The organism is Erythrobacter sp. AP23 (assembly GCF_001542855.1).
Classification (GTDB): domain Bacteria; phylum Pseudomonadota; class Alphaproteobacteria; order Sphingomonadales; family Sphingomonadaceae; genus Qipengyuania.
On the sequence record NZ_LNBY01000001.1, the window covers coordinates 811708 to 828517 of the forward strand.

The 16810-nt window shown below is 64.9% G+C and carries 13 protein-coding genes and 1 riboswitch; of the genes, 9 read left to right on the top strand and 4 right to left on the bottom strand.

From position 1 onward, the window contains the following. Positions 1-181 precede the first annotated feature (181 nt). Entirely contained in the window at positions 182-2341 is a 2160-nt protein-coding gene (locus tag ASS64_RS03865) for a M3 family metallopeptidase (RefSeq protein ID WP_067690037.1), read from the top strand. Here the strand turns inward: ASS64_RS03865 and ASS64_RS03870 are convergent, their stop codons facing one another. The 4 genes from ASS64_RS03870 to ASS64_RS03885 are packed head-to-tail and all read right to left on the bottom strand — an operon-like array spanning position 2342 to position 6805. After that, a complete protein-coding gene (locus ASS64_RS03870) occupies positions 2342-3070 on the bottom strand; it encodes an ABC transporter ATP-binding protein (RefSeq protein WP_067690040.1) in 729 nt (242 codons plus the stop codon). Continuing rightward, positions 3067-4020, bottom strand: a complete 954-nt coding sequence (locus ASS64_RS03875) for an iron ABC transporter permease (protein WP_067690043.1) — start codon at positions 4018-4020, stop codon at positions 3067-3069. Before ASS64_RS03875 ends, ASS64_RS03870 begins: the two co-directional genes overlap by 4 nt. Further along, the gene (locus ASS64_RS03880; RefSeq protein WP_067690045.1) at positions 4017-4832 is read right to left on the bottom strand and encodes an ABC transporter substrate-binding protein; all 816 of its coding nucleotides are present in this window, start codon (positions 4830-4832) and stop codon (positions 4017-4019) included. Before ASS64_RS03880 ends, ASS64_RS03875 begins: the two co-directional genes overlap by 4 nt. Before the next feature lie 8 nt (positions 4833-4840). After that, positions 4841-6805, bottom strand: coding sequence for a TonB-dependent siderophore receptor (locus ASS64_RS03885; protein ID WP_234002305.1), 1965 nt, complete (start codon positions 6803-6805; stop codon positions 4841-4843). 17 nt (positions 6806-6822) lie between these two features. After that, positions 6823-7043: riboswitch (cobalamin riboswitch) on the bottom strand. Between the two features lie 157 nt (positions 7044-7200). On the opposite strand from ASS64_RS03885, the gene ASS64_RS03890 reads away from it, so the two are divergent. The 8 genes from ASS64_RS03890 (at position 7201) to ASS64_RS03925 (ending at position 16807) form a co-directional block, all read left to right on the top strand. Continuing rightward, entirely contained in the window at positions 7201-8283 is a 1083-nt protein-coding gene (locus ASS64_RS03890; protein ID WP_234002306.1) for a cell wall hydrolase, read from the top strand. Between the two features lie 78 nt (positions 8284-8361). Continuing rightward, the gene (locus ASS64_RS03895) at positions 8362-8742 is read left to right on the top strand and encodes a hypothetical protein (protein ID WP_234002307.1); all 381 of its coding nucleotides are present in this window, start codon (positions 8362-8364) and stop codon (positions 8740-8742) included. A gap of 206 nt (positions 8743-8948) precedes the next feature. After that, positions 8949-10799 carry a bifunctional diguanylate cyclase/phosphodiesterase gene (locus ASS64_RS03900; RefSeq protein WP_234002308.1) on the top strand — a complete coding sequence of 617 codons (1851 nt, stop codon included), beginning with the start codon at positions 8949-8951 and terminating at the stop codon, positions 10797-10799. Positions 10800-11074: 275 nt separating this feature from the next. Then, complete coding sequence (gene mdh / locus ASS64_RS03905) at positions 11075-12037, top strand: malate dehydrogenase (protein WP_067690051.1); 963 nt, start codon at positions 11075-11077, stop codon at positions 12035-12037. Between the two features lie 41 nt (positions 12038-12078). Continuing rightward, positions 12079-12645 (top strand): hypothetical protein, encoded by a 567-nt coding sequence (locus ASS64_RS03910; RefSeq protein ID WP_157075069.1) that lies wholly within the window; start codon positions 12079-12081, stop codon positions 12643-12645. Next, entirely contained in the window at positions 12642-13532 is an 891-nt protein-coding gene (gene sucD / locus ASS64_RS03915; protein ID WP_067690056.1) for a succinate--CoA ligase subunit alpha, read from the top strand. The genes ASS64_RS03910 and sucD overlap by 4 nt, the downstream gene beginning before the upstream one ends. 101 nt (positions 13533-13633) lie before the next feature. Continuing rightward, positions 13634-13918: a GIY-YIG nuclease family protein gene (locus ASS64_RS03920; protein ID WP_067690059.1), complete on the top strand. Its 285-nt coding sequence runs from the start codon at positions 13634-13636 to the stop codon at positions 13916-13918. 57 nt (positions 13919-13975) lie between these two features. Next, positions 13976-16807 (top strand): 2-oxoglutarate dehydrogenase E1 component, encoded by a 2832-nt coding sequence (locus ASS64_RS03925; protein ID WP_067690062.1) that lies wholly within the window; start codon positions 13976-13978, stop codon positions 16805-16807. Positions 16808-16810: the final 3 nt, after the last annotated feature.

Here is a 16810-nt window from a genome sequence, read left to right on the forward strand (position 1 = left end):
GCGACTTTGCAGCGCTTGCGCGCGCACGCGAAGCGGTCCAAGCGCGCACCCATTGTCGCATTCCTGCGCCCGGCGACCGTCCGGCGCATCAATCCTTAAGGGGAACATCATGAAGGCCCGCATTCTGGCCACCACCGCCGTAGCAGCTTTGTCCATTGTCACCGCAACGGGAAGCCCCGCCATGGCGCAAGACACCAACACCAGCGAATCGAACGAATGGGCGGCCGCCTATTTCGCCAACGACAGCACGCTGCCGTTCAAGGCACCGGACTTCGGCAAGATTTCGGAAGACGCCTATCTCCCGGCGTTCGAGACCGGCATGGCCATCCACAAGGGCGAAATTCAGGCGATCATCGACAACCCCGCCGCGCCCACATTCGAAAACACCATCGTTGCACTGGAAAAATCGGGTCGCATGCTCACCCGCGTGGCGCGCGTGTTCTTCGCGCTGACCGGCTCGAACACGACCGACCGGCTCGACGACATCAATACCGAAATCAGCCCCAAGCTGACCGCGCATGGCGATTCGATCACGCTCAATCCCGAACTCTTCGCCCGCGTGAAGGCGGTCTACGACAACCGCGCCTCGATGACGATGACGCGCGAAGACGCCAAGCTGCTCGAGGAGACCTACGAAGGCATGGTCCATGCCGGCGCGCTGCTGAGCGATGCCGAGCGCGAGCGGGTCAAGGCGATCAATTCCGAGCTGTCGACGCTGACCACCGAATTCAGCCAGCTCGCGCGTTCGGCGATGAACGACAATCCGGTGTTCTTCGACAGCCGCGAAGATCTCGCCGGCCTGTCGGACAGTGACATCCAGTCCGCTGCCGACCTCGCCGCCGAAAACGGCCAGCCGGGCAAATTCGCCATCGCGCTGCAGAACACCACGCAACAGCCCCTGCTCCCGACCATGGAAAACCGCGCCGCGCGCGAGAAGCTGTTCATGGCCAGCTATCACCGCGCCGACGGACAGATGGATGTCGACACGCGCATGCTGATCGCCAAGATCGCCACGCTGCGCGCCGAAAAGGCAGCGCTGTTCGGCGAGCCCGACTGGGCGAGCTATGCGATGTGGGACCGGATGGCGGAAAAGCCCGCCACCGCGCTCGGCTTCATGGAGCAGATGGTTCCCGCCCTCGCCGCCACGCAGCGCGCCGAGGCGGCCATGCTCAACGCAGCGATCGCCGCCGATGGCGGCGATTACGAAGTGAAGCCATGGGACTGGTATCGCTACGCCAACAAGATCAAGGCCGAACGCTACGATCTCGATGAAGATGCGGTGATGGAATATTTCGTGCTCGACAAGGTGCTCGAGGACGGCGTGTTCTTCATGGCCGAAGAGCTTTACGGCCTGACCTTCGAACGCCGCACCGACATACCCGTGTATCACCCCGACGTGTGGACCTACACCGTGTTCGACCGCGACGGCAGCGAACTCGGCCTGTTCTATTTCGACCCGTTCCAGCGCGCCTCCAAGCGCGGCGGTGCGTGGATGAGCAATTTCGTCGCGCAGAGCCACATGTGGGGCAACAAGCCGGTGATCTACAACGTGCTCAACATCCCCAAGGCGCCCGAAGGCGAGGTTCAGCTGGTGAGCTTCGACTGGGTCAACACCACCTTCCACGAATTCGGCCACGCGCTGCACGGTTTCTTCGCCAACCAGCGCTATGAGAGCCTCTCGGGCACCGCGACCGCGCGCGACTTCGTCGAATACCCCAGCCAGGTCCACGAAATGTGGGCGACCTGGCCGAGCGTGCTGTCGAACTATGCCAAGCACTACGAAACCGGCGAGACCATCCCCGACGAGATGATCGCCAAGATCGAGGAAGCGGCCAAGTTCAACCAGGGCTATGACTTCGGCGAGGTGGTCGAAGCCGCGCTGCTCGACATGAAGTGGAGCGCGCTGTCGCCCGAAGAGGCCGCCGCGATCGACACGCCGGAGAAGGTCGATGCCTTCGAACGCCGTTCGCTCGAAGAACTCGGCCTCGAGATCGACCTCGTGCCGCCGCGCTATCGCAGCACCTATTTCAACCACATCTTCAGCTCGCCCTCGGGTTATTCGGCCGGTTACTACAGCTATCTGTGGACCGAGATGCTCGATCGCGACAGCCGCAAGTGGTTCATCGAAAACGGCGGGATGACGCGCGAGAACGGCGATCATTACCGCGCCACCGTGCTCAGCCAGGGCGGCACGATGGATTACTTCAAGATGTTCGAAAATTTCGCCGGTCGCGAGCCCGACGTCACCCCGATGCTGGCCGCACGCGGCCTCATCCCGGGCGACGAGGCTCCCGACAGCGAAGTGTCCGACGGCGCGCTGCCCGCCAACGCGGCCGAGTAATCAGCCGCTCACCAGTGCCCGGTGGCCCGCTTCGCCGATCCACCGGACAGGCACTTTCCAGACGCGCTCGATCACCTGCCGGTCGAGCGCGTCTTCGCATGCGCCGTCGGCGGCGATGCGGCCATCATCGAGCACGATCGCGCGGTCGGCATGATTCATCGCATGCGCAAGATCGTGCAGAACGAGCACCACGCCCGCACCGCTTTCCGCCGCGCGCCGCAAATGGTGCAGCAGCGCGAGCTGGTGGCCGATATCGAGCGCGGCGAGCGGTTCGTCGGCAAGAATCCAGCGCGGCTCGCCCGCCAGCACCCGCGCGAGCAGGACGCGCGCGGTTTCGCCGCCCGACAGCGATTGCGCACGCCGCCCGGCCAAATGTTCGATATCGAGCGCCTCCAGCGCTGCATCGACCGGTTCGGCACGCCGGTCGCCATGCGGCATACGGCCCAGCTCGACGAGGCTGCGCACCGGGACATCCCACGCGATTTCATGCGCTTGCGGGAGATAGCCGATAGTCATTGCCCGGTCTCGTGGTGGCATTGCATCGAGCGCCGACCCTTCCATGGCAACCTCCCCGCTATCGGGATGGAGCAAGCCTGCGAGCGCCTCGAGCAGGCTCGACTTACCCGCCCCGTTGGGGCCGCAGATGGCGGTGATGCTGCCCGGTTCCAGCGTGAGCGAAACGCCCGAAAGGCGTTCGGCGATCGACAGCTCTTGCGCGGTCAGCCTCATACCAGCCCCCGGCGCATGCGCAGCAGCAACAGCAGGAAGAACGGCGCGCCCAGCAGGCTGAGCGCGATGCCCAGCCGCAGTTCGGTCACCAGCGGCAGCACGCGCACCACGCTGTCGGCGACGAGGACCAGCAAGGCCCCGGCAAGCGCGCTCGGCACGATCAATTGCGAAGGGCGCCGGTCGGTCAGCGGGCGCACGAGGTGCGGCACGATCAACCCGACAAAGCCGATGATCCCGGCGACCGCCACGCTCGCGCCGACGGTCAGACCGACCCCGGCGATCAGCAGCCAGAGCAGGAGGCGGGTGTCGACCCCGAGCGAGCGCGCCACCGGCTCGCCCAAAGTGAGCGCGTCGAGCGATGTCCCGCTGCGCCACAGCAGCGCTATCCCCAGCATTACCAGCGGGCCCGCGAGCCAGACTTCGCGCCAGCTACGGTCGGTCAGCGCACCGTTGAGCCACAGGACGATCTCGCTCATCGCAAAGGCATTGGGGGCCATGCTGATCGCGAGTGCGGTAAGCGCCCCGGCAAGGCTCGCCACCATCAGTCCGGCAAGCGTGAACAGCGCGATCCCGCCGGTCCGCCCCGCAATCGCGGCCAGCAGCGCCATAGCCCCGCCCGCGCCGACCAGCGCGAAGGCAGGCAGCAACCAGGGCGATATTGCATAGCCGAACCACAGCGCCGCCACCGCGCCCAGCGCCGCTCCGGGCGCGATCCCGAACAGGCCGGGATCGGCGAGCGGATTGCGCAGATAGCCCTGCATCGCCGCCCCCGCCGCTCCCAGCCCCGCGCCGACCACGATAGCCAACATGGCGCGCGGCAGGCGCAGCTCGGCGAGGATGATCGCGGCGTTTGGGGTCGTTGCCGGGTCGAGCCAGACGCGCCCCGCGAGCAGCGAGACCGGCAGGGCCAGAAGCAGCAGCGTTGCCAAGATGAGCGTCGCGCGGTTCACGATGCCGCCTCACGGATTTCGGCAAGCCGCTCGACTGCGCGGATGATCGTCGGCCCGCCGCAATAGAGCAGGCCGGTGTCGAAATGCTCGCGGCGCATATCGGGCAAGGCGTCCAGCACCGGATGGCGCTGGCCCGTCTGACTTCCGGCGACGAGGAGGACCCGCGGCGGCGCGGCGACCACGTCTTCCAGCGCGACATAATCGGCCTGCGAAAGCCCGCGAGAGGGAGCGACGTTCTCGAATCCGGTCCGCGCGAGAAGATCGCTCACCAGCGCCTGTTCGCCCGCCACGATCCCGCCCGGTTGCCAGAGCAGCACCTCGATCCGCTCGTCACCGGCAGGCCGCGCCTCGGCAAGCGCTTCTTCGACCGTGTCGACCAGCCGCTCGCCCGCAGCCGGATCCCCCGCAAGCGATGCGAGATCGCGGACCTGCTGCATGCTTGCCGCAACATCTCCCGCTATACCGAATGTGACCACCTCGATCCCCAGATCGGCGAAGGCCGCACGCGTGGCGGGCGCGAGGAAGCCGCCCGCCACGACCACATCGGGATCGAGCGCGAGCACTTCCTCCACCGTGCCTCCGGTCGCCGGGAAACGCGCGGCGGTGGCCATGTCCATCGAGCTGGAGCGCGGATCCTTGCTGTAATGCGAGATCGCCAGCAGCTGTCCAGGCGCCGTGACCTCGGCGAGCACCGCGTCGCTGCAGGGATTGAGACTGACGATGGTCGGCCGCTCGCCCCCGCCCCCTTCGCCGCCGACCCGCGCCGGTCCCTCGCCCGCGCAGCCGGCGAGCAGCAGGAGCAACGCGGACATCAGGGGTTTCACATCCGTGCCCTCACGCCGAGGAAGGCGCCGCGACCGGGCGAATTATAGCCCGCGACGCTCTGGTAATCGCTGTCGAACACATTCTCGACGCGACCGTAGATCTCGACCGCTTCGGAAAGCGGCATGGCGGCGCGCAGGTCGAACACTTCGTAGCCGTCGAGCCGGGTCGTATTGGCCGCATTGTCGAAGCTCGCCCCGACCAGCCGCAGATCGGCACCGAGCTTGAGGCCGAACGGAGCCTCGTAATCGGCGAACAGCGTGGCGAGATGCTTCGCCCGGCGTGCGAGTTGCAGGCCGGTGGTGCGGTCTTCCGCATCGACATAGCTGTAGACGCCCGACAGGCGCAGACCCTCTGCAATGGCAAAGCCAGCTTCGGCCTCGATCCCCTGCGCGCGCGCAGGGGCCGTGTTGTCGTAGGTCCCGAAGGGGCGGTTGGTGCAGATGCCGCCCGTCACGCCGAAGCAGGAGACGAAGCCGATCAAATCCTCGCTATCGCGGCGAAAGGCGGTCAGCGCGAGATGCGTGCCGCGCCCCCGCTCGCCCTTCTCAACGCCGAGGTCGAAGCTGGTGCTTTCCTCGGGCTGCAGCGCCGTATTGCCGAAATTGGACAGCAGCTGGAACAGCGTCGGCGCCTTGAACCCTTCGCCCAGGCTCGCGCGCACGCGCCAGTCGCTGCCGAAGCCGTAGGAGATGTCGGCGCCGTAGCTTGCATTGCTGCCGAACAGCGAGTGGTCGTCGACGCGCGATCCGACATGCGCGGCGAAGCGGCCCATGACGAAGCCGAGCTGGACATAGGCGCCGAAGATGTCGGCCTCGCCATCGGGGCTGAAGCTGGCCGAATAGTCGGTCCATTCCTTGTCCGCCCCGAAGGCGACGGTGACCGGGCCGATCGCGCGATATTCGCCGCGCAGGCTGACGCGTTCGGAATGGCCGTCGGAAGCGAAGGAGGTGGAGCCGGTGGCATCGAGATTGTCGCGCGCAGTGTCCGACAGGCTGTAGGAACCCCGCAGCGTCAGATCGTTGCCGTACCAGGCGAAACCGACATCGCCCCAATGGCGGCGCGTTTCCTGCGTGTCGAGCGTATCGGCAAAGGCGAAAGTAGGCGGCGGGAAGCCGTCGAGATCGAGATCGCCCTCGCTCCAGTTGGCATGGGCGAAGAGTTCGAGATTGCTGGTCACGTCGACGAAGAGCTGGCCGCCCAGCGCGAGCTGCTCGAACCCGTCGCGCTCGGTGCCCGAAGCGGCGGTGGAGAAGCCGTCGGTCCGGTACCAGGAACCGGTAAGCCCGGCATAATATCCCTCACCGCTCACGCCGCCCGCCGCGCTGGTGAACAGCGTGTCGCGCGACCCGTATTCGACATTGCCGGCAAAGCCGGTTTCGCCGCGGGTGGAGATGTCGATCACCCCGCCGATCGCGTCCGAGCCCCAGATCGTGCTGTTCGACCCGCGCAGGATGTCGAATTTGGATGCGGTGCCGAGCAGCAGGTTGCCGAAATCGAACCCGCCACCGGGCGCTGCCGGATCGGCCACGCGCACACCGTCGACCAGCACCAGGAGCTGTTCCGAATTGGCGCCGCGCAGGTTCACCCCGGTGAAGCCGCCGACCCCGCCGTTGCGGCTGAGCGACAGGCCGGGCGTGCGGCGCAGCAAGCGCGCGGGATCGGCACCCTGGATGCTGTCGATCTCCTCGCGATCGACGATCGTCACGGCCTGGCCCGTAGTGACGATCGCAGTGCCCAGCCCGTTGGCGGTCACGGTGATCGTCGGCTCGCGATAATCGGCAATGACGATTTCGGTGTCGTCTGGGGTCGCTTCCCGAGTGGTCGCATCCTGCGCCTGGACGGCGGACGGAAACAGGGAAACGGATAGAAAAAGCAGATATTTACGCACAAAACCTCCCATCATGGACGAAATGCCGCCCATGACGGGAAGGTGCGGGATTGCGCCTTCCGCGTTTGCCATCGGTACACCCCGCCCGTGGCCGAACGACGGTCAAAGGCAGGTCTCCTGGCTCCCGGATCGACGCTGTCCCGCCGCCTTCCCGGACCTTGCAGGCCCAGTGGCATGTGGCGGGATCGCTCCCCGGTCACAGTTGCGGGGGCAGCGGAGGATTTCCCTGTCCGCCTCGCGGCGGCCTCGGGGCACCTCCTTCCCTCTTAGGGCCTGCATGAACAGGCCAACCCGTGACACGAGCGCCCGATTAGCCCGCGATGCCGCAATGCACAAGATGGGTCTTCGTTAAACATTGCAGTGCTATGGGCCGGCCTGCCAGAGTCCCGAAAAGGGATGGTGGCCCCATGCGCCTGTCGGCCAGGCGGCGAATGGGCTAGAATGCAGCGCCGATGGAAGGAAGCTTAGTGACCAGAAGGACGGCGGGATCCGGGCAGGCGAGACGCGCACGCGGCGCGCCGTCGGCAGGGTCGCGCCGCCGCAAATCCCGCCCGACCGATCGGCGGCAATGGGCGGCGCGCGGCGCGATTCTCGCGGCGGCGATTGCGCTTCCGACCGCTGCGGCGCAAGGCGAATGGTCCGAATTCAAGCTGGCCCTGGGCTTGGAAGACGAACGCGTTGCCCTTACCGCCATGCCCTTCGAGACGCCGGGCGAAAGCTTTCCCGGCTCGGCCTTCTATTATCTCGAAGATGCCCCGCGGCTCGCCACCGATCTGGCCGATCTGCGCGAGAGCGAAGGCACGCTGGAAACGGTAGAATTCGCCGAGAGCCATGGCGCGGGCGCGGCAGCGCAGGCGTTTCGCCAGGCCGGAAGCGGGCTCGACAAGGCGCGCGCGCTGCAATGCCTGTCGATGGCGGTCTATTACGAAGCTGCGAGCGAGAGTTACGCCGGCCAGCAGGCAGTCGCGCAGGTCGTGCTCAACCGCGTGGCGCATCCCGCCTATCCGGCAAGCATCTGCGGGGTCGTGTTCCAGGGATCGGAGCGGACCACCGGCTGTCAGTTCAGCTTTACTTGCGACGGGTCAATGCGGCGCACCCCGTCGCGTAGGGCCTGGGCCGCGGCGCAATCGGTCGCGCTCGCCGCGCTGGCGGGCGAGGTCTACGCACCCATTGGCCTCGCAACGCATTACCACACCAATTACGTGAACCCCTATTGGGCTGCGAGCCTCGATTTCATCGGCGCGATCGGCGCGCATCGCTTCTACCGCTGGAAGGGAGGCGCGGGAACGGCCGGGGCGTTCACCGACACCTATGCCGGCGGCGAGCCGCTCGCCGGGCCCAATATCCGCCGTGCCCAGGCCGAAGTTCCGGGGCCGGTACGTGCCGCCGCGCCCCCTTCGAATGCGGCAATCGCGGTCGGATCCAGCACCCAGGCCCCGGTCGGCGCGAGCGCTTCCGCACCGGACACGGACAATCTGCCGCAATCGGGCAGTGTCCGGGAAGAATATGCCAATTCCGGCAGGTGGATCGCCGAGCCGGGCAAGCGGTGATCCTCGCGTTCAAGGGGACGATTTCTTTACTTTCTCACAACCATGTCGCGGAAGAGATGCTTAGTCCGGACCCGCTAGGTGAAGATCGTCGCACACGAGCTTCACGAGGTCAGAAGCATGCCCCTCCATTTCGCCGCCGCCCGTTCAACCGCGCATTCGCCGATCGCCCGCGCGCTGGCGCGGAAGGCGCATGCCCGCGCGGCCAACGACAATGGCGATGCCGTGCAGATGCAGGCCGCGGCCTCGAGTTTCGACAACACGATGCGCGCGGCACTGCGACATTTCGCGGAACATGGCCTCGGTGCGGCTCGGGCGGCGCGGCAACAGGCGGAACAGGCGCATTTCACCGGTGATCGCGAAGGATATCGCTGGTGGCTCGGCGTGTGCCGCACGCTCGACCGGCGGCTTGCAGGCCAGCTCGAGGACAGGATCGCCATCGAGACGTTCCTGGCCCGCTAAGGCAGGGGGCTACGGCCGACCTGCTATTCTTTCGGAGCGCCCCGTTAACCAATCGATGATCGATCCGATCTATTGTTGCGCGTATGGACGGACGGAATAAGTCCCTGCGATGGAAACAATTTTTTGCGTGCGAGGCCGCGGCGGACCCGCTCAGCGAAAAAGCGCATACCGCGCTCGTCGGTTCACTATATCGTCGCCGGGCAGCGTTGGGGATCGGTGCGGTAACCTGTGCTCTCGCGAGCGCTGCGGTCGCCTTCATTTCGGACATCGTGCTGCTCTATGCGTTGACATCGCTGCTCAGCGTAATCGCCGTTTTCCGCATCCTCAATGCAAGCCGAGCGGCGGAAGGGCCCGAGGATGTCAGCCCGGTCAAGCTGGAATTGACCTATAGGCTCGGCGCATTCGCGTTCAGTCTCGTCCTCGGTCTCATCGCCGCCTCCGCCGTGGCGCTCGAGATCGATCCCATGGCGCAGGTCCTGATTATCTCGAATGCGATCGGCTATGGTATCGGCATCTGCGCCCACAATGCGGCGCGCCCCACGATCGCTTTCGGCCAGCTCACATTGGTGTGTTCGCCGATCGTGATCGCCGCTCTTTTCGAAGGGTCGGTCGCCGCCGCCTTCCTCGCGCTGACGATCGCCCTCCTCTTCCCCGCGATGTACTCGATCGTTTCTTCAATCTTCCGCGCCTTGCGCGATTCGCTGCAGGCCGCCGACCGCAGCGCCGCGCTGGCAGCCGAAATGGAAGTCATCGCAATGACCGATCCTGTTACCGGTCTTGCCAACCGGCCCGGATTGAACCGTCGCCTGCCCGAAGTGCTGGAGCAGGCCGAAGGGCTTTACCAGATCGCGCTCTTCTGGCTCGATCTGGACCGGTTCAAGGAAGTCAACGATCTCAAGGGCCACCAGGTCGGCGATGCCGTCCTGACCACGATCGGCCAGCGGCTGTCCAAGCTCGTCGAGGGGCGCGGCACCGTCGCCCGCTTTGCCGGCGACGAATTCGTGATTGCCGCCGCCGTGGAAAGCCGCCCCGGCGCCTCGCTCCTCGCCAGCCAGATCCTCGGCGAGGTGCGGCGTGCGATGCGGGTCGAGGGGGAGAGGATCGAGATGGATGCCTCGGTCGGGATCGCGCTGACGCCCGACGACGGCACGACAGCCGACGAACTGATGCGCCATGCCGATCTTGCGCTGTTCGAGGCCAAGGCGGTCGGTCGTTCCCAGGTCCGTTTCTTCGACCGGGCGATGACCGCCGACCTCAACCAGCGCCGCGAAATCGAAGCCGAACTGCGCCTCGCGCTCACACGTGAAGAGTTGACCGTCCATTACCAGCCGATCATCGATCTCGCGACGGGCCGCATTCGCTGTTTCGAAGCGCTGGCGCGCTGGACCCACCCGAAGCTCGGCGAGATTCGGCCCGACGTGTTCATTCCGATTGCCGAGGATTGCGGTGCCATCGTCTCGCTGGGCAACTGGCTCACCGGCGAAGCGGCGCGGGCCGCGGCAAGCTGGCCGAGCGACGTGCGCGTGGCGGTCAATCTTTCGCCGCTCCAGATCCGGGCGCCCGGTTCGGCGCTGGGCATCCTCAGGGCGATCCGCGAAGCGGGTCTGCCGCCCGAACGCCTCGAACTCGAGGTGACCGAAAACCTCTTTCTCGAAGACAGTCCGCACATCGCACTGTTCATCGAGGAATTGTCTCGGGCAGGCGTGCGTTTCGCGCTCGACGATTTCGGCGCGGGCTATTCCTCGCTCGGCTATATCAGCCAGTGGCCGTTCTCGAAGATCAAGGTCGATCGCAGCTTCGTCTCGGGCGCGCGCGCCGGGCGCAAGAGCGACGCGATCATCTATGCGGTGGCGCAGATGGGCCGGACGCTGGGGATCGAGATCGTGGCCGAAGGAATTGAAACGCGCAAGCAGGTCCGGCTGGTTCGTGCGGCGGGATGTACGCTCGGCCAGGGCTATCATTTCGGCCGCGCGGTCCCGAGCGAGATAGCAGCGCAGTTGCTGGCCGAGGAGCGGACCGCTGGCGCTGCCAGGCAGGCCCGTCTGCGGGCCGGTTGACGCAGCGCCCCTTGCACCCGGAACCGAATGCCGCACCATGCGTCGATGCGAGGCAAACGTCGAGTTTTCACCTATTTATTGCAATTGCGAACTATTTGCAAAGATAGTTCTTTCCCAGGGTCGATTGCCGGTTGCATTCGTCTGCGCGGCAGCCTAGGCCGCACGCGCAATCGACCGGGTGCCGTGCTTCCTTTGCGGGACACATGTAGCGCGGCCCAGCGACGGTCCGGGTATCATCACTGTCCCGCACGGCAGGAACAAGGACGCTACCCTCCATGGCACGCAAGAAGATCGCCCTCATCGGCTCCGGTATGATCGGAGGCACCCTCGCCCACCTCGCGGCGAAGAAGGAAATGGGCGACATCGTCCTGTTCGACATCGCCGAAGGCATGCCGCAGGGCAAGGCGCTCGACCTGTCGCAGTGCGGTCCGATCGAAGGCTTCGACGCCAAGATCACCGGTTCGAACGACTATGCCGACATCGCCGGCGCCGACGTGGTGATCGTCACCGCCGGCGTGCCCCGCAAGCCCGGCATGAGCCGCGACGATTTGCTCGGCATCAACCTCAAGGTGATGAAAGCGGTCGGCGAAGGCATCAAGAACAACTGCCCCGACGCCTTCGTGATCTGCATCACCAACCCGCTCGACGCGATGGTCTGGGCGCTGCGCGAGTTTAGCGGCCTGCCGCACAACAAGGTCGTCGGCATGGCCGGCGTGCTCGACAGCGCGCGTTTCGCTACCTTCCTCGCCTGGGAATTCGACGTGTCGGTCAAGGACGTGAACGCCTTCGTGCTGGGCGGCCATGGCGACACGATGGTCCCGGTCCTGTCTTATTCGACGATCAACGGCATCCCGGTTAAGGACATGGCCAAGATCAAGGGCGTGTCCGAAGATCGTCTCGACGAAATCGTCAAGCGCACCCGCGCTGGCGGCGGCGAGATCGTGAAGCTGCTCGGCAACGGCTCGGCCTACTACGCGCCCGCCACCAGCGCGATTGCCATGGCAGAAGCCTATCTCGGCGACCAGAAGCGCATCCTGCCCTGCGCCAGCTACGTCGAAGGCAAGTATGGCCTCGACGGCCTCTACGTGGGCGTCCCCACCGTGCTCGGCGCGGACGGCACCGAGGATGTCATCGAGATCGAGCTGTCGGACGAAGAGAAGAGCAACCTCAAGGTCTCGACCGATGCGGTCGAGGAACTGCTCGAGGCCTGCAAGGGTCTGGATAGCTCGCTGGGGTGAAGGCTCTTGGCTCCTTCCTCCTTGGATCCGGAGTGTTCGGAATGAGCGCATCTGCTTCTGCACAGGACTACCCATTCGAGGAATGGGCGGGCCTGTGGCAAAGAACCTGCGGATCACTCGACACTGCCTATTCGGTGATCGACGATCCGGATGCGCATGGTTGGAGAAATGCGGACGCCGACACGGACGAGCCGGCTGCTCGAATAATCGAAACCGCGATCATGAGCGCAGAAGCCAGCGCAGAAGATGCGACGCTTACCGGTCTCTACGTACTGAGGCAGTCGGCCAGGGGCGAGAGGGCGTTAGCAGCATTCCAAGAAATGCAATTTGTTGATGAACCGTACAGCTATCTTCTCGCTTGCACTGTCTACGATACAAACGCTCCTGCAATGAGCATTGACGAGCTTGCACGACTTTCTTCGGAGCGGCCAATCACGGATATCTCTGCGAACGGTCTCAACGTGATTGAGTGGCCCGGAGGTGCTGACGGGTCCGGCCGCATCAAGATGACTGCTGGCAGCATCCCGCAAGATCATCCGGGCGCCGCGCTTCTGCAAAGTGGTCTCGTCCTAAAGACACAATACGTTTTCTCGGAGACATCTGAATGAGCATCCTCGTAAACAAGAACACCAAGGTCATCACCCAGGGGATGACCGGCGACACAGGCACCTTCCACACGCAGCAGGCGCTGGCCTACGGCACACAGATGGTCGCTGGCGTGACCCCCGGAAAGGGCGGTACGACGCATATCGGCCTGCCGGTCTACAACACCGTGTCCGAAGCCAAGGCCGAAACCGGTGCGACCGCTTCTTGCATTTACGTTCCGCCGCCCTTCGCGGCGGATTCGATCCTCGAGGCGATCGATGCCGAGATGGAACTGATCGTCGCGATCACCGAAGGCATCCCCGTGCTCGACATGGTCCGCGTGAAGCGCGCTTTGGAAGGCTCGAAGTCGCGCCTGATCGGCCCGAACTGCCCCGGCGTGCTGACCCCCGGCGAATGCAAGATCGGCATCATGCCCGGCAGCATCTTCAAGAAGGGCAGTGTCGGCGTCGTCTCGCGCTCGGGCACTCTGACCTATGAAGCCGTCCACCAGACCACGCAGGTCGGCCTCGGCCAGACCACCGCGGTCGGCATCGGCGGCGATCCCGTGAACGGCACCAATTTCATCGACGTGCTCGACCTCTTCCTCGACGACGAGGACACCAAGTCGATCATCATGATCGGCGAGATCGGTGGCTCGGCGGAAGAAGAAGCGGCCGAATTTATCAAGCAGGAAGCCGCCAAGGGGCGTTCGAAGCCGACCGTCGGCTTCATCGCCGGCCGCACCGCGCCTCCGGGCCGCCGCATGGGCCACGCCGGTGCGATCGTCTCGGGCGGCCAGGGCGGCGCCGACGACAAGATCGCCGCGATGGAGGCTGCGGGCATCCGCGTCTCGCCCTCGCCCAGCGAACTCGGCACCACGCTCGATGCGATGCTGAAGGAGATGGCGTGACGAAAGACCATGAGTCCCAGCGCAGGCTGGGACCTCCCTCGGCCTCTTAGGAGATTGACGGAGTCCCCACCTTGCGTTGGGGATCATGTTCGGAGGAACGGTTGAAGACTGGTTTCGTCTATATCCTGACGAACCGAAAGGACGGAGTGCTCTATATCGGCGTAACCAATGACTTGGCGACACGCATCGAGCAGCATTGCTCCGGCGCGGTTTCCAGCTTCACGAAGAAGTATCAGCGTCATCGGCTCGTCTGGCTCGAGCAGTTCGAGAATATTCATGACGCCCGCGAAGTCGAAAGGCGGATGAAAGCATGGAAGCGCGGATGGAAGATAAGGCGCATAGAAGAGATGAACCCGGATTGGGACGATCTTGCGCTGCGTCTTTAGGTCGCGCCAACCCGAAGGAGGCCCCAGCCTGCGCTGGGGCTCATGAGTGACGTAACGATGGGTAACGAAAGCCACGATTTCCTGCCCGAGATGGGCGACCAGGACGGCCCGCAGCAGGGTCCGAGCTGGGGCAACCCCAACTGGCTGGCCGAAGTGGTCGACAGCGGCGCCGACCTGACCGCTGCGCTCGACCCGACGCAGATGCGCGTGGCCATCGCGCAGGCGGCGGAAAAGGCGGGCAAGGCGCTCGATCCCAAGGCCATCGAGCAGGCCGCCGACGATTCGATCCGCGCCATGCTGCTGGTGCGTCTCTACCGTGTGCGCGGCCATCTCGCCGCCAATCTCGACCCGCTCGGCCTGTCGAACCGCGACGTACCCGAAGACCTGACGCTCGAATGGCATGGCTTTGCCGAGCAGGAAGACAAGGAAGTCTACGTCGGCGGCGTGTTCGGTTTCGAATGGGTCACGGTGCGCGAACTCTACCGCGTGCTGCGCGAGACCTATTGCGGCAATGTCGGGCTCGAATACATGCATATCTCGGACACGGAGGAGCGCCGCTTCCTCCAGGACAAGTTCGAGACGCCCGAGGACACGATCCAGTTCACTCCGGAAGGCAAGCGCGCGATCCTCGCCTCGGTGATCCGCGGCGAGCAGTACGAAGCCTTCCTCGGCAAGAAATACGTCGGCACCAAGCGGTTCGGTCTCGATGGCGGCGAATCGATGATCCCCGCGCTCGAGGCGGTGATCAAATATGGCGGCCAGCTCGGCGTGCGCGAGATCATCTACGGCATGGCCCACCGCGGCCGACTCAACGTCCTCGCCAACGTGATGGGCAAGCCCTACAAGGTCATCTTCCACGAATTCTCGGGCGGCAGCGCCAATCCCGACGATGTCGGCGGTTCGGGCGATGTGAAATACCATCTCGGCACCAGCACCGACCGCGAATTCGACGGCATCAACGTGCATATGTCGCTGGTCCCCAACCCCAGCCATCTCGAGGCGGTGAACCCCGTCGTGCTCGGAAAATCCAGGGCGCAGCAGGCGATCCGCGACGATCTGAAGCAGCACGAGCAGGTCCTGCCCGTCCTCCTCCACGGCGATGCGGCCTTTGCCGGCCAGGGCATCGTGTGGGAATGCCTCGGCTTCTCGGGCGTGCGCGGCTACAACACCGGCGGCTGCCTGCACTTCGTCATCAACAACCAGATCGGCTTCACGACGAGCCCGCAGTTCGCGCGTTCGTCGCCCTATCCCAGCGATGTGGCCAAGGGCGTCCAGGCGCCGATCCTCCACGTCAATGGCGACGATCCCGAAGCGGTGACCTTCGCCTGCAAGCTGGCGATCGAATACCGCCAGACCTTCGGCCGCGACATCGTGATCGACATGTGGTGCTATCGCCGCTTCGGTCACAATGAGGGCGACGAGCCCAAGTTCACCCAGCCGCTGATGTATGACGAAATCCGCCAGCACCCCAAGGTGAGCAAGATCTACACGGCGCGCCTCGAGGAAGAGGGGGTGATCGAAAAAGGCTATGCCGACGATCTGACCGCCGAGTTCACCGAACTGCTCGAACAGGAATTCGCGGCCGCCAAAGATTACAAGCCCGACCAGGCCGACTGGTTCGGGGGCCGCTGGTCGGGCATGAACAAGCCTGCCGATCCCGAAACCGCGCGCCGCAATGTCGAAACGGCGATCGAGAAGAAGCTGTTCGACAGCCTCGGTCGCACGCTGACCTCGGTTCCCGACGACCTTACGATCCACAAGACCCTGGGCCGCGTGCTCAAGGCCAAGGAAGACATGTTCGCCAAGGGCAAAGGGTTCGACTGGGCCACCGCGGAGGCGCTGGCGTTCGGGAGCCTCGTCACCGAAGGCTTCGGCGTGCGGCTGTCGGGCCAGGATTCGGGACGCGGCACCTTCAGCCAGCGCCATGCCGTCTGGGTCGACCAGAAGGACGAGCGCAAATACATCCCGCTGACCACGCTGCCGCATGGCAAGTTCGAAGTCTATGACAGCCCCTTGAGCGAATACGGCGTGCTCGGCTTCGAGTACGGTTTCGCCATGGCCGATCCGAAGAGCCTGGTGATGTGGGAGGCGCAGTTCGGCGATTTCGCCAATGGCGCGCAGATCATGATCGACCAGTTCATCGCCGCAGGCGAGGTCAAGTGGCTGCGCGCCAACGGCCTCGTGCTGCTGCTGCCGCATGGCTATGAAGGCCAGGGTCCCGAGCACAGCTCTGCCCGCCTCGAACGCTTCCTGCAGCTTTGCGCGAATGACAATATCCAGGTGCTCAACATCACCACGCCGGCGAACTACTTCCACGTGCTTCGCCGCCAGATGCTGCGCAGTTTCCGCAAGCCGATGGTCATCATGACGCCCAAGTCGTTGCTGCGCCATCCGCTGGCCAAATCGAGCGCCGAAGAATTCATGGGCGATCACCACTTCATGCGGATCAAGTCCGACATGACCGAGATTGCCGACGAGAAGGTGAAGCGCCTCGTGCTGTGCAGCGGCAAGGTCGCCTACGATCTGATGCAGCGCCGCGACGAAGCTGGCTTGGAAGACGTCTCGATCGTGCGGATCGAGCAGATCTACCCCTTCCCGGGCGAACCGCTGGCGGTGCGCCTCGAACGCATGAGCAATCTCGAAACCGTGGTCTGGTGCCAGGAAGAGCCGAAGAACAATGGAGCCTGGTTCTTCGTCGACCGCCTGATCGAGGAATCGCTTACCGCCGCGGGCAAGGATGGCATGCGCCCCTGCTACGCCGGGCGCGAAGTCGCCGCCTCGCCCGCCACGGGCTATGCCAGCCGCCACCAGGTGCAGCAGGAAGCTCTCGTCAACATCGCGCTGGGCCTGAACGGGTCCGACCCCAAAGTCCGCAGCGACTGCAACTGATCC